General features: G+C 67.2%; 18 protein-coding genes. 5 read left to right on the plus strand and 13 right to left on the minus strand.

Annotation, left to right across the window (positions count from 1 at the left end; all coding sequences use genetic code 11):
• The first annotated feature begins 17 nt into the window (after positions 1-17).
• The 3 genes from ispH to rnhA are packed head-to-tail and all read left to right on the plus strand — an operon-like array spanning position 18 to position 2410.
• Positions 18-977: a 4-hydroxy-3-methylbut-2-enyl diphosphate reductase gene (ispH, locus tag OCW50_RS01545; protein WP_262296185.1), complete on the plus strand. Its 960-nt coding sequence runs from the start codon at positions 18-20 to the stop codon at positions 975-977.
• A gap of 3 nt (positions 978-980) precedes the next feature.
• The gene (locus tag OCW50_RS01550; protein ID WP_262270081.1) at positions 981-1946 is read left to right on the plus strand and encodes a homoserine kinase; all 966 of its coding nucleotides are present in this window, start codon (positions 981-983) and stop codon (positions 1944-1946) included.
• Positions 1943-2410, plus strand: coding sequence for a ribonuclease HI (gene rnhA / locus OCW50_RS01555; protein WP_262270080.1), 468 nt, complete (start codon positions 1943-1945; stop codon positions 2408-2410). Before OCW50_RS01550 ends, rnhA begins: the two co-directional genes overlap by 4 nt.
• 94 nt (positions 2411-2504) lie before the next feature.
• Here the strand turns inward: rnhA and OCW50_RS01560 are convergent, their stop codons facing one another.
• On the minus strand, positions 2505-2987 hold the full coding sequence (locus OCW50_RS01560; RefSeq protein WP_262270079.1) for a peroxiredoxin: 483 nt from the start codon (positions 2985-2987) through the stop codon (positions 2505-2507).
• Positions 2988-3028: 41 nt separating this feature from the next.
• On the minus strand, positions 3029-3844 hold the full coding sequence (locus OCW50_RS01565) for a protein-disulfide reductase DsbD domain-containing protein (RefSeq protein ID WP_262296186.1): 816 nt from the start codon (positions 3842-3844) through the stop codon (positions 3029-3031).
• Between the two features lie 106 nt (positions 3845-3950).
• Between OCW50_RS01565 and OCW50_RS01570 the strand changes: the two genes are divergently transcribed.
• Positions 3951-4562, plus strand: coding sequence for a YqgE/AlgH family protein (locus OCW50_RS01570; RefSeq protein ID WP_262270077.1), 612 nt, complete (start codon positions 3951-3953; stop codon positions 4560-4562).
• A 12-nt stretch (positions 4563-4574) separates the two neighbouring features.
• Here the strand turns inward: OCW50_RS01570 and OCW50_RS01575 are convergent, their stop codons facing one another.
• The 3 genes from OCW50_RS01575 to thrC all read right to left on the minus strand — a co-directional run bounded on the left by OCW50_RS01575 (position 4575) and on the right by thrC (position 10351).
• Complete coding sequence (locus OCW50_RS01575; RefSeq protein ID WP_262296187.1) at positions 4575-7454, minus strand: EAL domain-containing protein; 2880 nt, start codon at positions 7452-7454, stop codon at positions 4575-4577.
• 201 nt (positions 7455-7655) lie between these two features.
• Positions 7656-8939 carry a M16 family metallopeptidase gene (locus OCW50_RS01580; RefSeq protein ID WP_262296188.1) on the minus strand — a complete coding sequence of 428 codons (1284 nt, stop codon included), beginning with the start codon at positions 8937-8939 and terminating at the stop codon, positions 7656-7658.
• Complete coding sequence (gene thrC / locus OCW50_RS01585; RefSeq protein WP_262296189.1) at positions 8936-10351, minus strand: threonine synthase; 1416 nt, start codon at positions 10349-10351, stop codon at positions 8936-8938. Before thrC ends, OCW50_RS01580 begins: the two co-directional genes overlap by 4 nt.
• A gap of 138 nt (positions 10352-10489) precedes the next feature.
• On the opposite strand from thrC, the gene OCW50_RS01590 reads away from it, so the two are divergent.
• Positions 10490-10846, plus strand: coding sequence for a hypothetical protein (locus OCW50_RS01590; protein ID WP_262296190.1), 357 nt, complete (start codon positions 10490-10492; stop codon positions 10844-10846).
• On the opposite strand, the gene OCW50_RS01595 is transcribed toward OCW50_RS01590, so the two are convergent.
• From OCW50_RS01595 to coxB, 8 genes are all read right to left on the minus strand, one after another.
• Positions 10829-11593 carry an SURF1 family protein gene (locus tag OCW50_RS01595; protein WP_262296191.1) on the minus strand — a complete coding sequence of 255 codons (765 nt, stop codon included), beginning with the start codon at positions 11591-11593 and terminating at the stop codon, positions 10829-10831. The two genes, OCW50_RS01590 and OCW50_RS01595, sit on opposite strands and share 18 nt — an antisense overlap.
• Entirely contained in the window at positions 11593-11961 is a 369-nt protein-coding gene (locus OCW50_RS01600; protein ID WP_262296192.1) for a DUF983 domain-containing protein, read from the minus strand. The genes OCW50_RS01595 and OCW50_RS01600 overlap by 1 nt, the downstream gene beginning before the upstream one ends.
• Before the next feature lie 120 nt (positions 11962-12081).
• The gene (locus OCW50_RS01605; protein WP_262270070.1) at positions 12082-12945 is read right to left on the minus strand and encodes a cytochrome c oxidase subunit 3; all 864 of its coding nucleotides are present in this window, start codon (positions 12943-12945) and stop codon (positions 12082-12084) included.
• 68 nt (positions 12946-13013) lie between these two features.
• Positions 13014-13604 (minus strand): cytochrome c oxidase assembly protein, encoded by a 591-nt coding sequence (locus OCW50_RS01610; RefSeq protein ID WP_262296193.1) that lies wholly within the window; start codon positions 13602-13604, stop codon positions 13014-13016.
• A gap of 7 nt (positions 13605-13611) precedes the next feature.
• Positions 13612-13773: a cytochrome c oxidase system small membrane protein gene (locus OCW50_RS01615; protein WP_262270068.1), complete on the minus strand. Its 162-nt coding sequence runs from the start codon at positions 13771-13773 to the stop codon at positions 13612-13614.
• A 4-nt stretch (positions 13774-13777) separates the two neighbouring features.
• The gene (locus OCW50_RS01620; RefSeq protein ID WP_262270067.1) at positions 13778-14734 is read right to left on the minus strand and encodes a heme o synthase; all 957 of its coding nucleotides are present in this window, start codon (positions 14732-14734) and stop codon (positions 13778-13780) included.
• A 131-nt stretch (positions 14735-14865) separates the two neighbouring features.
• Positions 14866-16485, minus strand: coding sequence for a cytochrome c oxidase subunit I (ctaD, locus tag OCW50_RS01625; RefSeq protein WP_262270066.1), 1620 nt, complete (start codon positions 16483-16485; stop codon positions 14866-14868).
• A 29-nt stretch (positions 16486-16514) separates the two neighbouring features.
• Positions 16515-17372 (minus strand): cytochrome c oxidase subunit II, encoded by an 858-nt coding sequence (gene coxB / locus OCW50_RS01630; protein WP_262296194.1) that lies wholly within the window; start codon positions 17370-17372, stop codon positions 16515-16517.
• Positions 17373-17641: the final 269 nt, after the last annotated feature.

Below are 17641 nucleotides of genomic sequence, written 5' to 3' on the forward strand. Positions count from 1 at the left end.
CGCCACATCGCCAGATCATGACCCAGCCTCCTCTCGACATCCTGCTCTGCGCCCCGCGCGGCTTCTGCGCCGGGGTCGTCCGTGCCATCGACGCGGTCGAGAAGGCGCTCGCGATCCATGGGGCGCCGGTCTACGTGCGCCATGAGATCGTGCACAACAAATACGTCGTGGAGAACCTGAAGCGGAAGGGCGCGGTCTTCGTCCGGGAGCTCGACGAGGTGCCCGACACGAAGGCCCCGGTGATCTTCTCGGCCCACGGGGTGCCCAAATCGGTCCCGGAAGCGGCCGAGGCCCGCAACCTCTTCGGGATCGACGCCACCTGTCCCCTGGTCACCAAGGTGCACCGGGAGGCGCAGGTCCACCACAAGCGGGGCCGCCATATCATCCTGATCGGCCATGCGGGCCACCCGGAGGTGATCGGCACCATGGGCCAGCTGCCCGAAGGGGCCGCCACCTTGGTCGAGACCGTGGACGACATCGCCCGGCTGCAGCCGGCGGACCCGGACAATCTGGCCTTCGTCACCCAGACGACCCTCTCGGTCGACGACACCCAGGACATGGTGGAGGCCCTGAAGGCGCGGTTCCCGTCGATCGTCGGCCCGCACAAGGAAGACATCTGCTACGCCACCACCAACCGTCAGGGCGCGGTCAAGCGCGTGGCGCCCCTGGTCGATGCCATGATCGTGGTGGGCTCGCCCAACTCCTCCAATTCCCAGCGCCTGCGGGAGGTGGCCGAGCGGGAAGGCTGCCCCCTGGTCCGGCTGATCCTGCGAGCCGACGACATCGACTGGAGCCTGTTCGGCGCGATCCGCAGCCTCGGCATCACGGCCGGCGCATCGGCGCCCGAGATCCTGGTCGAGGAGATCATCGACGCCTTCGCGGAACGCTACGCGGTGTCGGTCGAGAGCGTGTCGACGGCGGACGAGAGCGTGTTCTTTCCTTTGCCTCGCGAGCTTCGTGAGCAGGCGGCGGAGTAAGCGGTGGCGGTCTATACGGAAGTCAGCGACGAGGAGCTGTCGGCATTCCTCGATACCTACGACATCGGCACGGTGCTCTCCTACAAGGGCATCGCCGAGGGCGTGGAGAACACCAACTATTTCCTCCACACCACGAAGGGCTCCTACATCCTGACCCTCTACGAGAAACGGGTGCGGGAGGACGATCTGCCCTTCTTCCTCGGCCTCATGCAGCATCTGGCCCTGAGGGGGCTGAACTGCCCGCTGCCGGTCAACAACCGCCGGGGCGAGCCCCTCGGGCGCGTGGCCGGGCGGCCGGCCGTGATCATCACCTTCCTCGAAGGCATCGCGATCCGCCGTCCCACGGCGCAGCATTGCGGGGCCCTCGGCGCCGCCCTGGCGAAGCTGCATCTGGCCGGGCAGGATTTCACGATGCAGCGGCCCAACGCCCTCTCGCTCGAGGCCTGGGCGCCGCTCTTCGCCCAGGCCGAGGCGCAGGCCGACACGGTCTCGACCGGACTCGCCGAGCGCACGCGGCGCGAGCTCGCGAGCCTCGCGGATTCCTGGCCTCGGGGCCTGCCGTCCGGGATCATCCATGCGGACCTGTTCACCGACAACGTGTTCTTCATCGGGTCCGAGGTGTCGGGGCTGATCGACTTCTACTTCGCCTGCACGGACGCCTTCGCGTACGACGTCGCGATCTGCCTCAACGCCTGGTGCTTCGAGAGCGACGCCTCGTTCAACCTGACCAAGGGACGGGCCATGCTGGCGGGCTACCAGTCGGTGCGGCGCCTGGAGCCGGACGAGGTCGAGGCCCTGCCGATCCTCTGCCGGGGCTCCGCCATGCGCTTCATGCTGACCCGCCTGGTCGACTGGCTCAACGTGCCGCCGGGCGCGCTCGTCAAGCCGAAGGACCCGCTGGAATACGACCGCAAGCTCAACTTCCACCGCCATGTGAAGCATGCCCGCGAACTCGGGCTCGCCGCATGAGCGGGGCGGAGCGCGTGATGATCTACACGGACGGCGCCTGCTCGGGCAATCCCGGGCCGGGCGGCTGGGCGGCGATCCTGTTCTTCAAGGGCAGCGAGAAGGAGATCTCCGGCGGGGAGGCTCACACCACCAACAACCGCATGGAGATCCGCGCGGCCATCGAGGGCCTGAACGCCCTCAAGCGGTCCTGCGCGGTCGATCTGTTCACGGATTCGCAGTATGTGCGCCAGGGCATCACCCAGTGGATGCACAACTGGAAGCGGCGCGGCTGGCGCACCGCGGACAACAAGCCGGTGAAGAACGAGGACCTCTGGCGCGAGCTCGACGAGGCCGCGTCCCGGCACGACGTGGCCTGGCACTGGGTCAAGGGCCACGCGGACGATCCGACCAACATCCGGGTCGACGAACTCGCCGTGGCGGCGATGAAGCCGTTCAAGAGCCAGGGCCGCGGGGCGCGCGTCTGACCTTTTGCTTCGGGCGCCGCGCTTCACCGTATCGGGATCACCGGGACGAGCCCGGTGATGACGTGGAGGGTGAAGGTCCATTCCTGGAGAAGGATCAGAGATCCTTCAGGATGTTCTCGGCGCCGGAATGCTGCGCCTTGGAGGGGGCGTCCTCCACGTTGATCGCCCGGACCACGCCGTCGTCGACCACCATGGAGTAGCGCTGCGAGCGCGTGCCGAGGCCGAAGCCCGAGCCGTCCATGGACAGGCCGATGGCCTTGGCGAAATCGGCGTTGCCGTCGGACAGGAACTCGATGCCCTCGGCTCCGGAAGCCTTGCTCCAGGCATCGAGCACGAAGACGTCGTTGACCGAGGTGACGAGGATCGAATCCACGCCCTTGGCCCGGATCTCGTCCTTCTTCTGCACGTAGCCCGGCAGGTGGTTGCGATGGCAGGTCGGCGTGAAGGCGCCGGGCACGGCGACGAGAACCACCTTGCGGCCCTTGAACAGGTCGTCGGTGGTCTTGGCGACCGGCCCGTCGGGCGTCATGATGCGGAAGGTGACCTGGGGAAGGCGTTCTCCAACCTGGATGGTCATGGGCATGTGTCTCCGAAGGAATGCCGTTGAATGCTCCATCCCTAGCGCGGCAATCCATTCGCGTCGAGGCTGACCTCCGTCTCGACGGATTGTCCCCCGGCCACCAGGGTCAGGCGCAGGGGAACGGCCGCCGCGGCCTCCTTGGGCCTGTCCTCGACGGTGACCGTGAAGCGGTTCGCGTCATCGGGCACGGAGGTCGAGACGATCCAGTTCTCCGGCCCCTCGGCGAACAGGGAGGGCTTGGTGCCCTCCGGGGCGCGGACGGTCACGGAGAAGGCGGGCTTGCTCTGCGTCATGGGCTCGACGGAGAGCACCGCCAGATCCGACGGGGCTCCCAGGGCCTGCGGACGGGGCACCTTCGCGAGCGCCGCCGCGATGGTGGCCCGGTCCTGGCCGCCGGCGGTCAGGTCGAGGCTCAGGTCGGCGCGGGCCGGGATGCAGATGTCCTTGCACACCCCGTATTCGGCCGCCAGGGCGAGTCTGACCGGCTTGGTCCCGTCCTTCGCCCGGACCAGGACGGGCAGCACGACCTTCTTGCCGTAGACATAGGCCACGCCCGCGGCGTCCTCGTGCCGGTCGGGGGCGGGATAGCGGATCTCGGCGCCGGCCACGTTCTCGGAACCGGCCCAGTCGAAACGGGGCGGCAGGCCGGAATCGCCCGGGTTGCGCCAGTAGGTCTTGAAGCCCTGGTCGAGGGTGATCTCGATCCCGGCAAGCCAGACGTCGCCCTGCTGGCCTCCGGAGATCAGGCGGGCGCGGGAGTGGAAACCCTGGGAGGAGGCGGGCTGTGCGACGATGGCATGAACGGGCAATAACAAAAAAATAGCCACTGACGCGGCGCGGAACATGAATGCCATGGAACTGACACCTCCCTGACGCGCTTCCTTTATGCATTTATCTTCGGGCCCGCCATCCACGATCCTGTGATCGGGGGCTTGGGTCCGGCAAGGCAGAATTTAGCATATGGGCTCTTACCTTCCTCCCTACGACGCCGGATCCCCTTACCTGGACGGGCAGGTCCTCGTGGCCATGCCGGGCATGATGGACGAGCGCTTCGCGCGGTCCGTCATCTATATCTGCGCCCATTCGGCCGAGGGAGCCATGGGGATCGTCCTCAACCGGCCGGCCGCCAACCTGAACATGCCGGACCTGCTGGTGCAGCTCGAGATCCTGCCCGAGGCGGAACGCATCCGGCTGCCGCGGAAGGTGGGCGCCATGCAGGTGCTCATGGGCGGGCCCGTGGAGACCAGCCGGGGCTTCGTCCTCCATTCCCCGGACTTCCACCTGGCCCAGTCGACCCTTCCCATCGACGACAGCATCTGCCTGACCGCGACCATCGACATCCTGCGCGCCATCGCGCGGGGCGACGGGCCGGAGAACGCGGTGCTGGCGCTGGGTTATGCAGGCTGGGGCGCCGGGCAGCTCGAGATGGAGCTGCAGGCCAACGGCTGGCTCAACTGCCCGGCCGACGCGGAGCTGATCTTCAACACCGCGGCCGACCTGCGCTACGAGATGGCCCTGCGCCGGATCGGGATCGAGCCGGCCATGCTGTCGATGGAAACCGGCCACGCCTGAGGCAAGACCCTCTTACGCCGCCGCCGGGGCCGCGCCGACGAGCTGGCGCGCCTGAAGGGTCGACATCGGCTCTCCGAAGACCGGTCCCTGAGCGTACTCGCAGCCGAGCTGGTAGAGCTCGATCACCTCGGATTCGCTTTCCGCCCCCTCGGCCACGATCTCCATGCCGAGCTCATGGGCCATCTTGACTATGGAGCGCAGGATGACCGGCTTGCCGGAGCCCATCAGGCGCACGAAGGACTCGTCCACCTTGATCGTGTCGAACGGGAAGCGCTGCAGGTAGGAGAGGGCGGAGTAGCCGGTCCCGAAATCGTCGAGCGAGAGGCCCGCGCCGAGATCGCGCAGGCGCGTGAGCATCTGGGCGGAATATTCGGGGTTCTCCATCACGAGGCTCTCGGTCATCTCGATCTTGAGAGTGCCGGGCACGACCCCCGTGCGGGCGACGACCGATTTCACGTCCTGCAGCAGGTCGTGGCGCAGCAGGTGATGGCTCGACATGTTGACGCTGGCGAAGATCGGCGGCTCGACCTCGAGGGCGTTCTGCCAGGCGGCGAGCTCGCGGCCGGTCTGCTCCAGCAGGAAGACACTGAGCTTGATGATCAGCCCGGTCTCCTCGGCGATCGACAGGAAGTCCTCGGGCCCGATGCGTCCGAGCCGCGGATGGTCCCAGCGCAGCATGGATTCGAAGCCCGCGATGGTCCGGTCCTCCAGGCGCACGATGGGCTTGAACAGCACGCGCATCTCGTTGCGGTCGAGCGCGTGGCGCAGGTCCGTCTCCATGGTGAAATGGTCGCTGCGGTCGGAGCGCATGGTCGGCCGGAAGACCTCGATCCGGTCGCCGCCGTGGCGCCGGGCATGGGCCATGGCGATCTCGGCGTTGCGCAGCACCTCCTCGCGCCGCGCCGCGATCTGCGGATCGTAGAGGGCGATGCCGATGGACGCGGTGAGGAAGATCTCGCGCTCGGCATAGGTGAACGGCGTCGTCACGACGCGCCGGACCATGTCGGCGAAGGAAATGATGCGGTCGGGCTCCCGCTCCGAGAGCAGGATGATGGCGAACTCGTCGCCCGAGATGCGCGCGAGCGTGTCCTGCGGCTTGAGCAGGCGGCTCAGGCGGCGGGACAGGGTGAGCAGCACCGAATCGCCGGCGGCATATCCCGCCGCGGCGTTCGCATCCTTCAGCTTGTCGATGTCGACGACGAGCACGGTGGGACGCAGGGCATCGTCCTGGCCGGCGAAGGTGAGGGCGGCCTCCAGCCGGTCGTAGAAGAGCTGCCGGTTCGGCAGGCTTGTCAGGTTGTCATGCACCGCGTCGTAGAGCAGGCGCTCTTCGGCGGTCTTGCTGTCCATGACGTCGGCCAGGGTCCCGACGATGCGCAGCACCTCGCCGTCCGAGCCGATCACGGGCCGCGCCTTCAAGCGGAACCAGTGGTGCGCGCCGGAGGCCGAGCGCAGGCGGAAGTCCTGGGTCAGCCGGCCGCGGCGCTGCTCGATCACCGCATCCAGGGCGAGACGGTACCGGTCCTTGTCGAAGGGATGGATCAGGTCGAACCAGGCGGAGGCGGGTCCTTCCAGCGAGCCGCGCTTCAATCCGAGCTGGTGCTCGACCTCGGGGCTGACGAAGATGTTGTCGGAGACCACGTCCCAGTCGAACACGATGTCGCCGGCGCCGGTGAGGGCCAGGGCCCGGCGTTCCGTGTCGTTCACGAAGCCGCGGGTGAAGGCGCCGCCCGCGAAGGCGTGCTGCATGACCGTGAAGCCGATGAGCATGACGACGAGAACGAGGCCGCCGACGAGGGCCGGGGGCACGAGGTCGGACGTGAGCTGGCCGACGACCGTGAAGCTCGCGGCCGTCACCCAGGCGACCAGGAGGAGCCAGGTGGGGACCAGCATCACCGCGCGGTCGTAGCCGTGCGTCGCCAGATGGATCACGAGGACGAAGCCGATGCCCGCGACCGCCGCGATCGACATGCGGGCGACGCCCGAGGCCACCGGCGGATCGACGATGGCCAGCGCCACCATGGCCCCGAGGAACAGCAGCCAGAAGGCGGTCACGTGGCTGTAGCGCACGTGCCAGCGGTTGAGGTTGAGATAGGCGAAGAGGAAGACCAGCAGCGTCGCGGAGAGCACCGCCTCCGCGCCGGCGCGATAGATCTGCTCGGTCGCCTCGCTGATCGGGAAGATGCGCTGGAAGAAGCCGAAATCGATGCAGGCATAGGCCAGCACCGCCCAGGCCAGTGCCGCGGCGGCCGGGAAGATCAGGGCGCCCTTCACCACGAACACGATGGTCAGGAACAGGGCCAGCAGGCCCGCGATGCCGATGATGATGCCCTTGTAGAGGGTCAGCCCGTTGACCCGGTCCTTGTAGGCGTTGGCATCCCACAGGTGGAGCTGGGGCAGGTTGTTGGAGCGCAGCTCCGCCACGAAGGTGACGGTCGTGCCCGGATCGAGGGTGATGAGGAAGATGTCCGCATCCGCGCTGTCGTCCCGGTCGGGCCGGATGCCCTGGCTGGCCGTGATCGCGGCGATCCGGGTCGCGCCCAGATCCGGCCAGAGAACGCCGGAGCCGGTGAGGCGGAAGTGCGGCGCCACCAGAAGGCGGTCGACCTGTTCGTCGGTGTCGTTGGTGAGCGCGAAGACGATCCAGTCGGGCCGGGTTCCGGCCTCGCGCGCCTTCACGGCGATGCGCCGGACGATGCCGTCGCGCCCCGGCGCCGTGGAAATCCTGATCTCGTCCCCGTCCGAGTTGTAGCGCTCGATGGCCGGGGTCAGGTCGATGGCCTTCATCTTGGGATCGACGCGGACGGATTCCACCGCCCGGCCGGATGACGGAAAGGCCAGCCCCAGGAATGCCGCCAGAAGAAGGGTTATGGCGAAAGATACGATCCGCAATGCTTCGGTCTTTCGTCCGGTACTAAAACAATGGAACAGGATTGGTACCGGTCAGGAGCCTTGAGAGCAAGCTGGGGCCGGAGGGGCCCGTCACTTGTCCGCAGGACTCGTTTGTTATCGTTACTATGTGGCCATGAGGCCCGTTTGCGGCGGGATTGAGGAGAAACAGCCGTGACCATGGGGAAGGTCCGGCTAAAAAATTCAGGCCCGCAGCGCCGAGGCGATCTCGTCCAGGGAGGGCAGCTCCTTGATCGGGCCGATCGCCGCCAGGGTCGGGGCTCCCTGCAGAAGCCGGCGTCCGGCCTCGCGGACATGGTCGACCTCGAGGGCATCGACCTTGCGGACGATCTCCTCGCTCGCCACCACGCGGCCCCAGGACAGGAGCTGGCGCGCGACGCGCTCGATCCGGCCGCCCGGCGTCTCCAGGGCCGTCAGGAGCGCGACCTTCATCTGCGCCTTGGCGCGGATGAGCTCGATCTCGCTGATGTCGCGGGTCGCCTGCGCCATGCAGGCGAGGGTCACGTCCATGAGTTCGCGCACGTCCGAGCCCGCCGTTCCGGCCCCGATGCCGAAGAGGCCGCAATCGGAGAAGGGCCAGTGGAAGGAATCGATCGAATAGGCGAGGCCGCGGGTCTCGCGGACCTCGTGCCACAGGCGCGAGGTCAGGCCGCCGCCGAGCATGTGGGCGAAGAGGTGGACGGCGTAGTAGCCGGGGTCCTTGAACGAGAGGCCCGGCAGTCCGAGCACCAGGTTGGCCTGTTCGAGCTTGCGCGCAATCCGCCTCTCGCCGCCCGCGTAGCGCCCCTGTTCCGGCTGCCGCGGAGCAACGGCCGGCATCCCGCCGAACAGGCGTTCCGCCAGGTCGACGATCCGGGCGTGCTCCACGTCGCCGGCCGCGGCCAGCACCATCTTGCCCGGCGTGTACTCGCGGGCCAGGAAGGCGCGGATCGTCGCCTCGCCGAAGCTCCTGATCGTCTCCGGCGTGCCGAGGATCGGCCGCCCGACCGCCTGGTTCGGGAACGCCGTTTCCATGAACGCGTCGTAGATCAGGTCGTCGGGCGTGTCCTCGACGGCGGCGTATTCCTGCAGGATCACGCCCTTTTCGCGGGCGAGCTCGCCCGCATCGAAAGCCGAGTTGATCAGGATGTCGCCCAGCACGTCGAGCGCGACGTCCACGTTCTCGCCGAGGACGCGGGCCGTGTAGCTCGTGTATTCGACGCTGGTGGCGGCGTTGATGTCGCCGCCCACGTTCTCGATGTCCTCGGCGATCCGGCGCGCCGAGCGGCGGGCCGTACCCTTGAAGGCCATGTGCTCGATGAGGTGCGAAAGACCGTGCTCGTGAGCCTCCTCATGGCGCGAGCCGGTGCCGACCCACACGCCGAGCGTCGCCGTGGCGATCGCGGGCATCCGCTCGGTGGCGACCATCAGGCCGTTGGACAGGGTCGTGATCTCGATCCGCTTCTCGTGGACGAAGTGCTGGTTCATGCGGCCGCGCCTTTGACCGCCCGCGCGCGCTCGCGGATGAAGCGCTCGACCGCAGCCTGGTCGTTGGGAAGAACCGTGAAGCTCTCCCTGCGCTCCATCAAATCAGCCATGTGCGGCGGAAGTGCGGGGCGCAGGCCCGTGGCGCGCTCGACCGCATCCGGAAATTTGGCCGGATGCGCGGTGGACAGGGCCACGACGGGAGTTCCGGGGGCCTGCTCGAGCAGCGCGCGGGCCGCGCGGGTGCCGACGGCGCTGTGCGGGTCGAGCACGTAGCCGGTGGCGCGATAGGTTCCGGCCATCTCGGCCATGACGCTGTCCTCGTTCACGGCCCGGGCCGAGAACTCCTCGCGGATGCGGGCAAGCGGCTCGGCCTCGATCATGAAGGCGCGCGACTGGGCGAGGCTTGCCATCAGGCGGCGGATCGCCCCGCCGTCCCGGCCATAGGCCTCGAACAGCAGGCGTTCGAAGTTGGACGAGATCTGGATGTCCATGGACGGCGAGGTCGTGGGTTCCACGCCCTTGATCTCGTAGGAGCCCGAGCCGAGGGTGCGGGCCAGGATGTCGTTGGCGTTGGTGCCGATCATCAGCTGCCCGACGGGAAGGCCCATGCGCTTGGCCACCCAGCCGGCCAGGATGTCGCCGAAATTGCCGGTCGGCACCGAGAAGGAGACCGGGCGGTGAGGGGAGCCCAGCGCCACGGCGGCCGTGAAGTAATAGACCGCCTGCGCGGCGACCCGGGCCCAGTTGATGGAGTTCACGCCCGAGAGCTGCAGTTCGTCGCGGAAGCGGGCATGGTTGAACATGCCCTTCACCATGGCCTGGCAATCGTCGAACGTGCCCTCCACGGCGAGCGCGTGGACGTTCGGCGAGGCCACCGTGGTCATCTGCCGCCGCTGCACGTCCGAGACCCGGCCATGCGGGTAGAGGATGAAGATGTCGACCTGGTCGAGGCCCTTGAACGCCTCGACGGCGGCGCTGCCCGTGTCGCCCGAGGTCGCGCCCACGATGGTCGCGCGGGCGCCGCGGGCCTTGAGCACATGATCCATGAGCCGGCCGAGGAGCTGCATGGCCACGTCCTTGAAGGCGAGCGTGGGGCCGTGGAACAGCTCGAGCACGAAGAGATTGTCGCCGAGCTGGGTCAGCGGGCACACGGCCGCGTGACGGAAGGCGGCGTAGGATTCGTCGATCATGCGGCTAAGATCGGCGTCGGGAATGTCGCCGTCGACCAGCGGGCCGAGCACGGCCTTGGCGACCTCGGCGTAGGGCCGTCCGGCAAAGCCCCGGATCGCATCCCGGGACAGGGCCGGCCAGTGGTCCGGCAGGTAGAGCCCGCCGTCCCGGGCGAGGCCGGTCAGCAGGGCATCGGCGAAGCCGAGCGCCGGGGCTTCCCCCCGGGTCGAGACATGGAGCACGGTGGATCTCCTGGAAATTCGGCCGGACATTAGGGGGAGCGGCCGGTTGCGGCAAGCCGCATCGGGCCGCACCGGGCGGACTTCGTCCGCGAAATCTGTTATCGTGTTGCCGTCACAGCCCTCGGCCAGGATGGTCCCATGCCCATGACCCGCATCGACTGGATCCTGCTGCCGATCCTGCTGGCCGTGCTGGGCGGGGCCGTCCTGGGGGCCTATCTCATCGCCGGCTTCCTGGGCCTGGGCGTCCTCGGCCTCGTCATCGGGGTCATGGCCCGGCGCATCGAACTGGAGAAGGACGGGGCCACCAGCAACGTCATGACGACCTCGCTCTACGCGCAGCAGATCGAGGCCCAGGAGACCATGACCCGGGCCGAGCGCGCCGAGCGCCGCGAGGAGACGCGGGTCCTGCTGAAAATCCTTTCCATGGCGAAGATCGTCAGCGCCGGGTTCGTGATCCTCGGGTTCGGGCTCTTCTTCCTATTTCAGCTCGGCTGAGGCCGGCTCCTTCAGCCGCCGCCAGGCGAAGGCCGTGAAGACGCCGATCAGGGTGAGGGCGATCCCGAACCAGGTGACGGCATATTGCAGATGGTTGTTCGGCAGGGTGAGCGGGGTCAGGCCGCCGCGGGGCCAGCCGCCCGGATTGGGGCTCCCGTCCGCGTCGATCAGGAACGGCGCGACGCGCGCGAGCCCGTGGGCGGCCGCGATGGCCTGCGGGTCGCGGGCGAACCACTGGTTCCGGCCGGGATCGTCCTTCGGGGTGAAGGTGTTGCGCGCCTCCGGCGCCCGCACGAGCCCGGTGAGCGTCACCTCGCCGGCAGGCTGGCTCCCGGGCCGGCGGGCCGGATCGCGCAGGTCCATGGGCACGAAGCCCCGGTTGACCATCACGACGGCCCCGCCGGCGAGCTTGAGAGGCGTGACCAGGTAATAGCCCTGGAGCGGCGCGCCCTGGCGGTCGCCCGGGGCGAGGCCGTAAACGGGGGCTTCGAAATCGTGCAGGAAGGTGCCGGTGACCCGCACCTTGCGGAACTCGTCCTGGTCGGCCCGCCAGGCAGGCCAGTCGGCCTCGGGCACGATGGGGCCGGGCTCGCCATAGGCCCGGGCCTCGATCTGGCCGATCAGGTCTTCCTTCCAGGCCTTGCGCTGGAGCTGCCAGGTGCCGAGGCCGACGAGAATGGCCAGCGCGACGAGCGCCGCCAGTCCCGGGACGATCAGCGAGCGGCCCTTGTGAGACGCGGCGGTCACTAGTGGAAGCGCCCTTCCTCGGCCTTGTGGTGGTATTGCAGGTTGACCAGCACGCCCTTGAGCGGCCGGACCAGGATGAGGCTGAGGACGATGCTCAGGGCCGTCCACATGACAAGGTGGAGCCAGATCGGCGGGGAATAGGCGAACTCGACCCAGAGGGCGAGGGCCACCACCACGATGCCGACGAAGGACATGACGAAGAAGGCCGGGCCGTCGCCCGTATCGGCGAAGGCGAGGTCGAGGCCGCAGACCTCGCATTGTGGCCGAACCCTCAGATAGCCCTGAAAGATATGTCCCTTGCCGCAACGGGGGCACAGGCCCTTGAGGCCGGTGAGGATGGGCGAGGGGGCGGACGGGTCATGGGCCACGGCGTTTCTCCAGAGGGTTGCCGGTCAACGAACTCCCCGGGCGTTGGTGCCAGGGGGGCTCAAAAAGCGAAGGGCGGCCTTGTGAGCCGCCCCTGCTCGGTCATGCTGCGATGAGGGGGCTCAGTGGCCGCCGCCGGCCGCCGCGCCGCCGTAGCCCCACACGTAGATGGCCGCGAAGAGGAAGAGCCACACCACGTCGACGAAGTGCCAGTACCAGGCGGCGAACTCGAAGCCGAGATGCTGCTTGGGCGTGAAGTCGCCGCGATAGGCGCGCAGCAGGCAGACCGCCAGGAAGATCGTGCCGATGATCACGTGCGCGCCGTGGAAGCCCGTCGCCATGAAGAAGGTGGCGCCGTAGATGTTGCCTTTGAACCCGAAGGTGGCGTGGCTGTACTCGTAGGCCTGGACGCAGGTGAAGATCGCCCCCAGGAGCACCGTGAGCCACAGGCCCGCCTTGAGGCCCTGGCGGTCGTTCTCCAGGAGCGCGTGGTGCGCCCAGGTGACCGTGGTGCCGGAGGTGAGCAGGATCAGGGTGTTGAGGAGGGGCAGGTGCCAGGGATCGAAGGTCTCGATGCCCTTGGGCGGCCACACGCCGCCGAGGGCCTCGACGCGCGAGTAGAGCTGCGGGTCGCCGGCATAGAGGGCCGCGTCGAAATAGGCCCAGAACCAGGCCGCGAAGAACATCACCTCGGAGGCGATGAACATGATCATGCCGTAGCGGTGGTGGAGCTGCACCACGCGGGTGTGGAAGCCGGTATTGGCCTCTTTCACCACGTCGGTCCACCAGCTCAGCATGGTGTAGAGCACGCCGATGATGCCGGCGCCGAAGATGAAGGGGCCGAGATGCATCCCGGCGATGGCGATGTCCTTCCACCAGGTCACGAACCCGGACGCCATCAGGAAGGCGCTGACCGCGCCGACGAGCGGCCACGGGCTCGGTTCAAGAATGTGGTAGTCGTGGTTCTTGGCGTGGGCCTCGGCCATTTCGTGTCGTCTCCGTGCCTCGAATGTGAACTCGCTTTAAGACGTTTCCGCTTAAGTTGTCACGTCCCTTATTGAGCGATGGGTTTGGTGGAAGATGTCACCTCCGCGACCGGCTTGCCCCCCTTGGAGGGGAAGTAGGTGTAGGAGAGGGTGAGGGAGGTCAGGTCCTTCACGTCGCCGTCCTCGACGAGGCGGGGATCGACGTAGAACACGACCGCGGATTCCAGGGTCTCGCCCGGCTGCAGGGTCTGCTCCGTGAAGCAGAAGCATTCGAGCTTGGAGAAGTAGGTGCCGGCGAGATCCGGCTGCACGTTGTACGTCGCGATGCCCGTGCTCGGCTTGTCGCCGGTGTTGGTGACCTTGTAGTAGACCGTCGCGGTCTCGCCGAGCCGGACCGTGACCTCGGGCTTCTCCGGCGCGAAGCGCCAGTTCAGGCCGGGCGCGACATTGGAATCGAAGCGGATTGCGATCGTCCGGTCCATGATCTCCGAGCCGTTGGCGTCGCGCACGATCGGCGTGCCACCGAAGCCGGTGACCTTGCAGAAGAGGTCGTAGAGCGGCACGGACGCGTAGGCGAGGCCGACCATTCCGACGACGATTCCCACGCAGGCGAAGGCCGTGCGGTGCATCTTGCGCTGGAGGTTGGTGGTGTCTGCCATGGGGGCCTCACAGGGGACGCTGAAGGACGCCCGGCCCGAGCTTCACGAGCGTGATGGCGAAGAGCAGGATGCAGAAGGCGGCGAGCGTCAGGGCCAGGGCCACGGAGCGCCTGCGGCGGCGCTTCTGCTCCTCCGGGTTCAGGCGGACGTAATCGATGCGGTCCTTCATCCGACTACCCCAGCACCGGGCGGAAGAAGCCGAAGCCATGCTCCGCGAGCAGGGTCGCGAAGAGCAGGAAGAGGTAGAGGATCGAGAAGCCGAACAGCTGCTGGGCGACGCGCATGGCCGGCTCGCCCTGGCGCAGGCGGTAGACCTGCACGGCGAGCGCCAGCATGCCGAGGCCGCCGATCAGCGCGATGATCGCATAGGCCAGGCCGCCGAAGCCGAGGGCCACGGGAGCGAGGCCGAGCGGGGCCAGGAGGATCGTGTAGGCCAGGATCTGGAAGCGGGTGGAATCGGGCCCGGCCACGTTCGGCATCATCGGGATGCCGGCACGCTCGTAATCGCCGGACTTGACCAGGGCGAGCGCCCAGAAATGCGGCGGGGTCCACATGAAGATGATGGCGAACAGCACGACGCTGTCCCAGGCCACGTGGCCGGTCACGGCGGCCTGCGCGACGATCGGCGGGAGGGCGCCGGCGGCGCCGCCGATGACGATGTTCTGCGGCGTCGTGCGCTTCAGCCACATGGAATAGACGACCACGTAGAAGAAGATCGTGAAGGCGAGCAGCCCGGCCGCGAGCCAGTTGCTGGCGAGCCCCAGGATGATCACCGACCCGGCCGCGAGAGTCACGCCGAAGGCCAGCGCCTCGCCGGGCTGGATCTTGCCGGCCGGGATCGGGCGCTTGCGGGTGCGGGTCATGACGGCATCGATGTCCGCGTCCCACCACATGTTCAGGCATCCCGACGCGCCGCCCCCGATGGCGATCATCAGAAGCGACACGAAGGCCACCACCGGATGGACGTCGGGATGGCTCACGACCATGCCGACGAGCGCCGTGAACACGACGAGAAACATCACGCGCGGCTTGAGAAGGGCGAAGAAGTCGGACACGTCGCCCTGCGAGAGGCCTGCCGTGGCAAGGGGCTCTGCGTGGTTCTCGGCCAGACTGTTCGACATGGTGCTCATCACTGGTGATCTTCCGAAATGCCGGGACGAGGCCGAATAGGCCTCCGGATGGTCGGCTCCTCGCCGGAGGGCTTGACATGCCAAGCCCTCTGGGGAGGAGCGGGCGGCGCGATGCCGCCCACTCGTCGGTTCTAGTGCCCGGTGTCGACGACGCGCGGCAGCGTCTCGAACTGGTGGTACGGAGGCGGGGAGGACAGGGTCCATTCCAGCGTCGTCGCACCCTCGCCCCACGGATTGTCGGCAGCCCGCTCCTTGCGGATGAAGGCATAGACCACGCCGAACATGAAGATGAAGAGGCCGGCGAAGAAGATGTAGGAGCCGATCGAGGAGACCAGGTTCCAGCCCGCGAAGGCATCCGGATAATCCGCGTAGCGGCGCGGCATGCCGGACAGCCCCAGGAAGTGCATCGGGAAGAACAGCACGTTGGCGCCGATGAACGCGACCCAGAAGTGCAGCTGGCCGATCCACTCGGGCATCACGTAGCCGGTGATCTTCGGGAACCAGTAGTAGATGCCCGCGAAGATCACGAAGACCGCGCCGAGCGACAGCACGTAGTGGAAGTGGGCCACCACGTAATAGGTGTCGTGCATGTAGCGGTCGACGGGAGCGTTCGCCAGCACGACGCCGGTGACGCCGCCGACCGTGAACAGGAACACGAAGCCGACGGCCCACTGCATGGCCGCCGTGAAGCGGATGGAGCCGCCCCACATGGTGGCGATCCACGAGAAGATCTTCACGCCGGTCGGAACCGCGATCACCATCGTGGCGAACACGAAGTAGGCCTGGGTCTGGAGCGAGAGGCCGACGGTGTACATGTGGTGAGCCCACACGACGAAGCCCACGACGCCGATCGCCACCATGGCGTAGGCCATGCCGAGATAGCCGAAGATCGGCTTCTTGGAGAAGGTCGAGATGATGTGGGACACGATGCCGAAGGCCGGCAGGATCATGATGTACACTTCGGGGTGGCCGAAGAACCAGAACAGGTGCTGGTAGAGCACCGGATCGCCGCCGCCCGACGGCTCGAAGAAGGTCGTGCCGAAGTTGCGGTCGGTGAGCAGCATCGTGATCGCGCCCGCGAGGACCGGCAGCGACAGGAGCAGCAGGAACGCGGTCACCAGCATGGCCCAGGCGAACAGCGGCATCTTGTGCAGCGTCATGCCCGGGGCGCGCATGTTGAGGATCGTGGTGATGAAGTTGATCGCGCCGAGGATCGAGGCGGCGCCGGCGAGGTGCAGGGCCAGGATGCCGAAGTCGAGCGCGGGTCCCGGATGGCCGGTGACCGAGAGCGGCGGATAGACCGTCCAGCCGCCGCCGAAGCCGAGCGAGCCCGGAGCGCCCTCGACGAAGAGCGAGCAGAGCATCAGGCAGAAGGCCGAGACGGTGAGCCAGAACGAGATGTTGTTCATCCGCGGGAAGGCCATGTCGGGCGCGCCGATCATGATCGGGATGAACCAGTTGCCGAAGCCGCCGATGAGCGTGGGCATCACCATGAAGAACACCATGATGAGGCCGTGGCCCGTCACGAAGACGTTGAAGGCCTGCGGGTTGGAGAAGAACTGCAGACCCGGCTCCTGGAGCTCCAGGCGCATGCCGATCGACAGAAGGCCGCCGACGATGCCGGCCGTGAAGCCGAAGATGAGATAGAGCGTTCCGATGTCCTTGTGGTTCGTGGAGTAGAACCACCGGCGCCAGAAGCTCGGAAGGTGATCGTGGTGATCCGCGTGAGCGGCATCAGCTGCATGTGCCATGATGAGACCTCTGTGGTCCTTCTTAACAATTACTGAGCGGTCGCGAACTTGAGCGGAGCGGAGTCCTCGGTCGAAGCATACTTCTGCTTCGCCTCGGTCAGCCAGGCGGCATATTGCTGCTCGCTCACGACGCGGATTTCGATCGGCATGTAGGGGTGGCCGTTGCCGCAGAGCTCCGAGCACTGGCCAAAGTAGACGCCTTCCTTCTCAGCCTTGAACCAGGTCTCGTTCAGGCGGCCCGGGACCGCATCGACCTTGATGTAGAAGGACGGCATGGCGAAGGAATGGATCACGTCCGCGGAGGTCACCTGCATCCGCACGACCTTGCCGACCGGCACCACCATGGCGTTGTCGGCGCCGAGCAGACGCGGCTGGTCGGGCTTGAGGTCCTTGGCTTCGGTGATCATGTTCGAATCGAACTTGAAGCCGCCGCCCTGATCGGCCGGGTACTCGTAGCCCCAGTACCAGGAATAGCCGGTCGCCTTCACGACGATGTCGGCCTGCGGCGGCACGAGCTGCTGGCGCAGGAGACGGAAGGACGGAATGGCGATCGCCACGAGGATCAGGACCGGAACGATGGTCCAGGCCACCTCGAGGAGGGTGTTGTGGGTGGTCCGCGAGGGGACCGGGTTCTTGTTCTCGTTGAATCGGGCGACGATCACGAGGAGCAGCGCCAGCACGAACAGGCAGATCGCGGTGATCAGCCAAACCAGGTAGGTGTGGAAGTTGGACACGCTCTGTCCCAACTCGGTCACCATCTCCTGCATGCCGGTTTCCCATGGGGAAGGCCGGCCGGCGGCGGCCCACGCCTCACTTATGCCCAACACAAGTGCGACCGCTGCCGTGGAGAGGGCGGTCACCGATCGACGTCCAGTCTCGATCCGCATCGGCGTTCCAAAGCTCCTAAAGATGTGATGGCCCAGGGCCATGAAAGCATCGGGGAAGGCGCGGGCGTGCGGAAAGCGGTGCCCGGCTTGCGCCATCACCTTTGATCTGCGTCAAAGATCACAGGACGCGGTGAAGCGCAACGGTAGAAGCGTTCCAAACTGTGCGTCATAACCGCCAAAACGCATTTCGGCCCGCCGATCGGCCCCTCTCGCTTGACATCGCGCCCCCTGCCATGGTCCCAACGGGCCAACATGGGACGTGGAAGCGG

It is taken from the genome of Microvirga sesbaniae, from assembly GCF_025460805.1.
In the GTDB taxonomy this organism is placed as follows: Bacteria; Pseudomonadota; Alphaproteobacteria; order Rhizobiales; family Beijerinckiaceae; genus Microvirga; species Microvirga sesbaniae.

Coding starts and splice junctions, on each gene's coding strand:
- ispH (WP_262296185.1), top strand. CDS start 18: ATGACCCAGCCTCCTCTCGACATCCTGCTCTGCGCCCCGCGCGGCTTC.
- rnhA (WP_262270080.1), top strand. CDS start 1,943: ATGAGCGGGGCGGAGCGCGTGATGATCTACACGGACGGCGCCTGCTCG.
- OCW50_RS01560 (WP_262270079.1), bottom strand. CDS start 2,987: ATGACCATCCAGGTTGGAGAACGCCTTCCCCAGGTCACCTTCCGCATC.
- OCW50_RS01565 (WP_262296186.1), bottom strand. CDS start 3,844: ATGGCATTCATGTTCCGCGCCGCGTCAGTGGCTATTTTTTTGTTATTG.
- OCW50_RS01570 (WP_262270077.1), top strand. CDS start 3,951: ATGGGCTCTTACCTTCCTCCCTACGACGCCGGATCCCCTTACCTGGAC.
- OCW50_RS01580 (WP_262296188.1), bottom strand. CDS start 8,939: ATGAACCAGCACTTCGTCCACGAGAAGCGGATCGAGATCACGACCCTG.
- OCW50_RS01590 (WP_262296190.1), top strand. CDS start 10,490: ATGCCCATGACCCGCATCGACTGGATCCTGCTGCCGATCCTGCTGGCC.
- OCW50_RS01605 (WP_262270070.1), bottom strand. CDS start 12,945: ATGGCCGAGGCCCACGCCAAGAACCACGACTACCACATTCTTGAACCG.
- OCW50_RS01610 (WP_262296193.1), bottom strand. CDS start 13,604: ATGGCAGACACCACCAACCTCCAGCGCAAGATGCACCGCACGGCCTTC.
- OCW50_RS01615 (WP_262270068.1), bottom strand. CDS start 13,773: ATGAAGGACCGCATCGATTACGTCCGCCTGAACCCGGAGGAGCAGAAG.
- OCW50_RS01620 (WP_262270067.1), bottom strand. CDS start 14,734: ATGAGCACCATGTCGAACAGTCTGGCCGAGAACCACGCAGAGCCCCTT.
- ctaD (WP_262270066.1), bottom strand. CDS start 16,485: ATGGCACATGCAGCTGATGCCGCTCACGCGGATCACCACGATCACCTT.
- coxB (WP_262296194.1), bottom strand. CDS start 17,372: ATGCGGATCGAGACTGGACGTCGATCGGTGACCGCCCTCTCCACGGCA.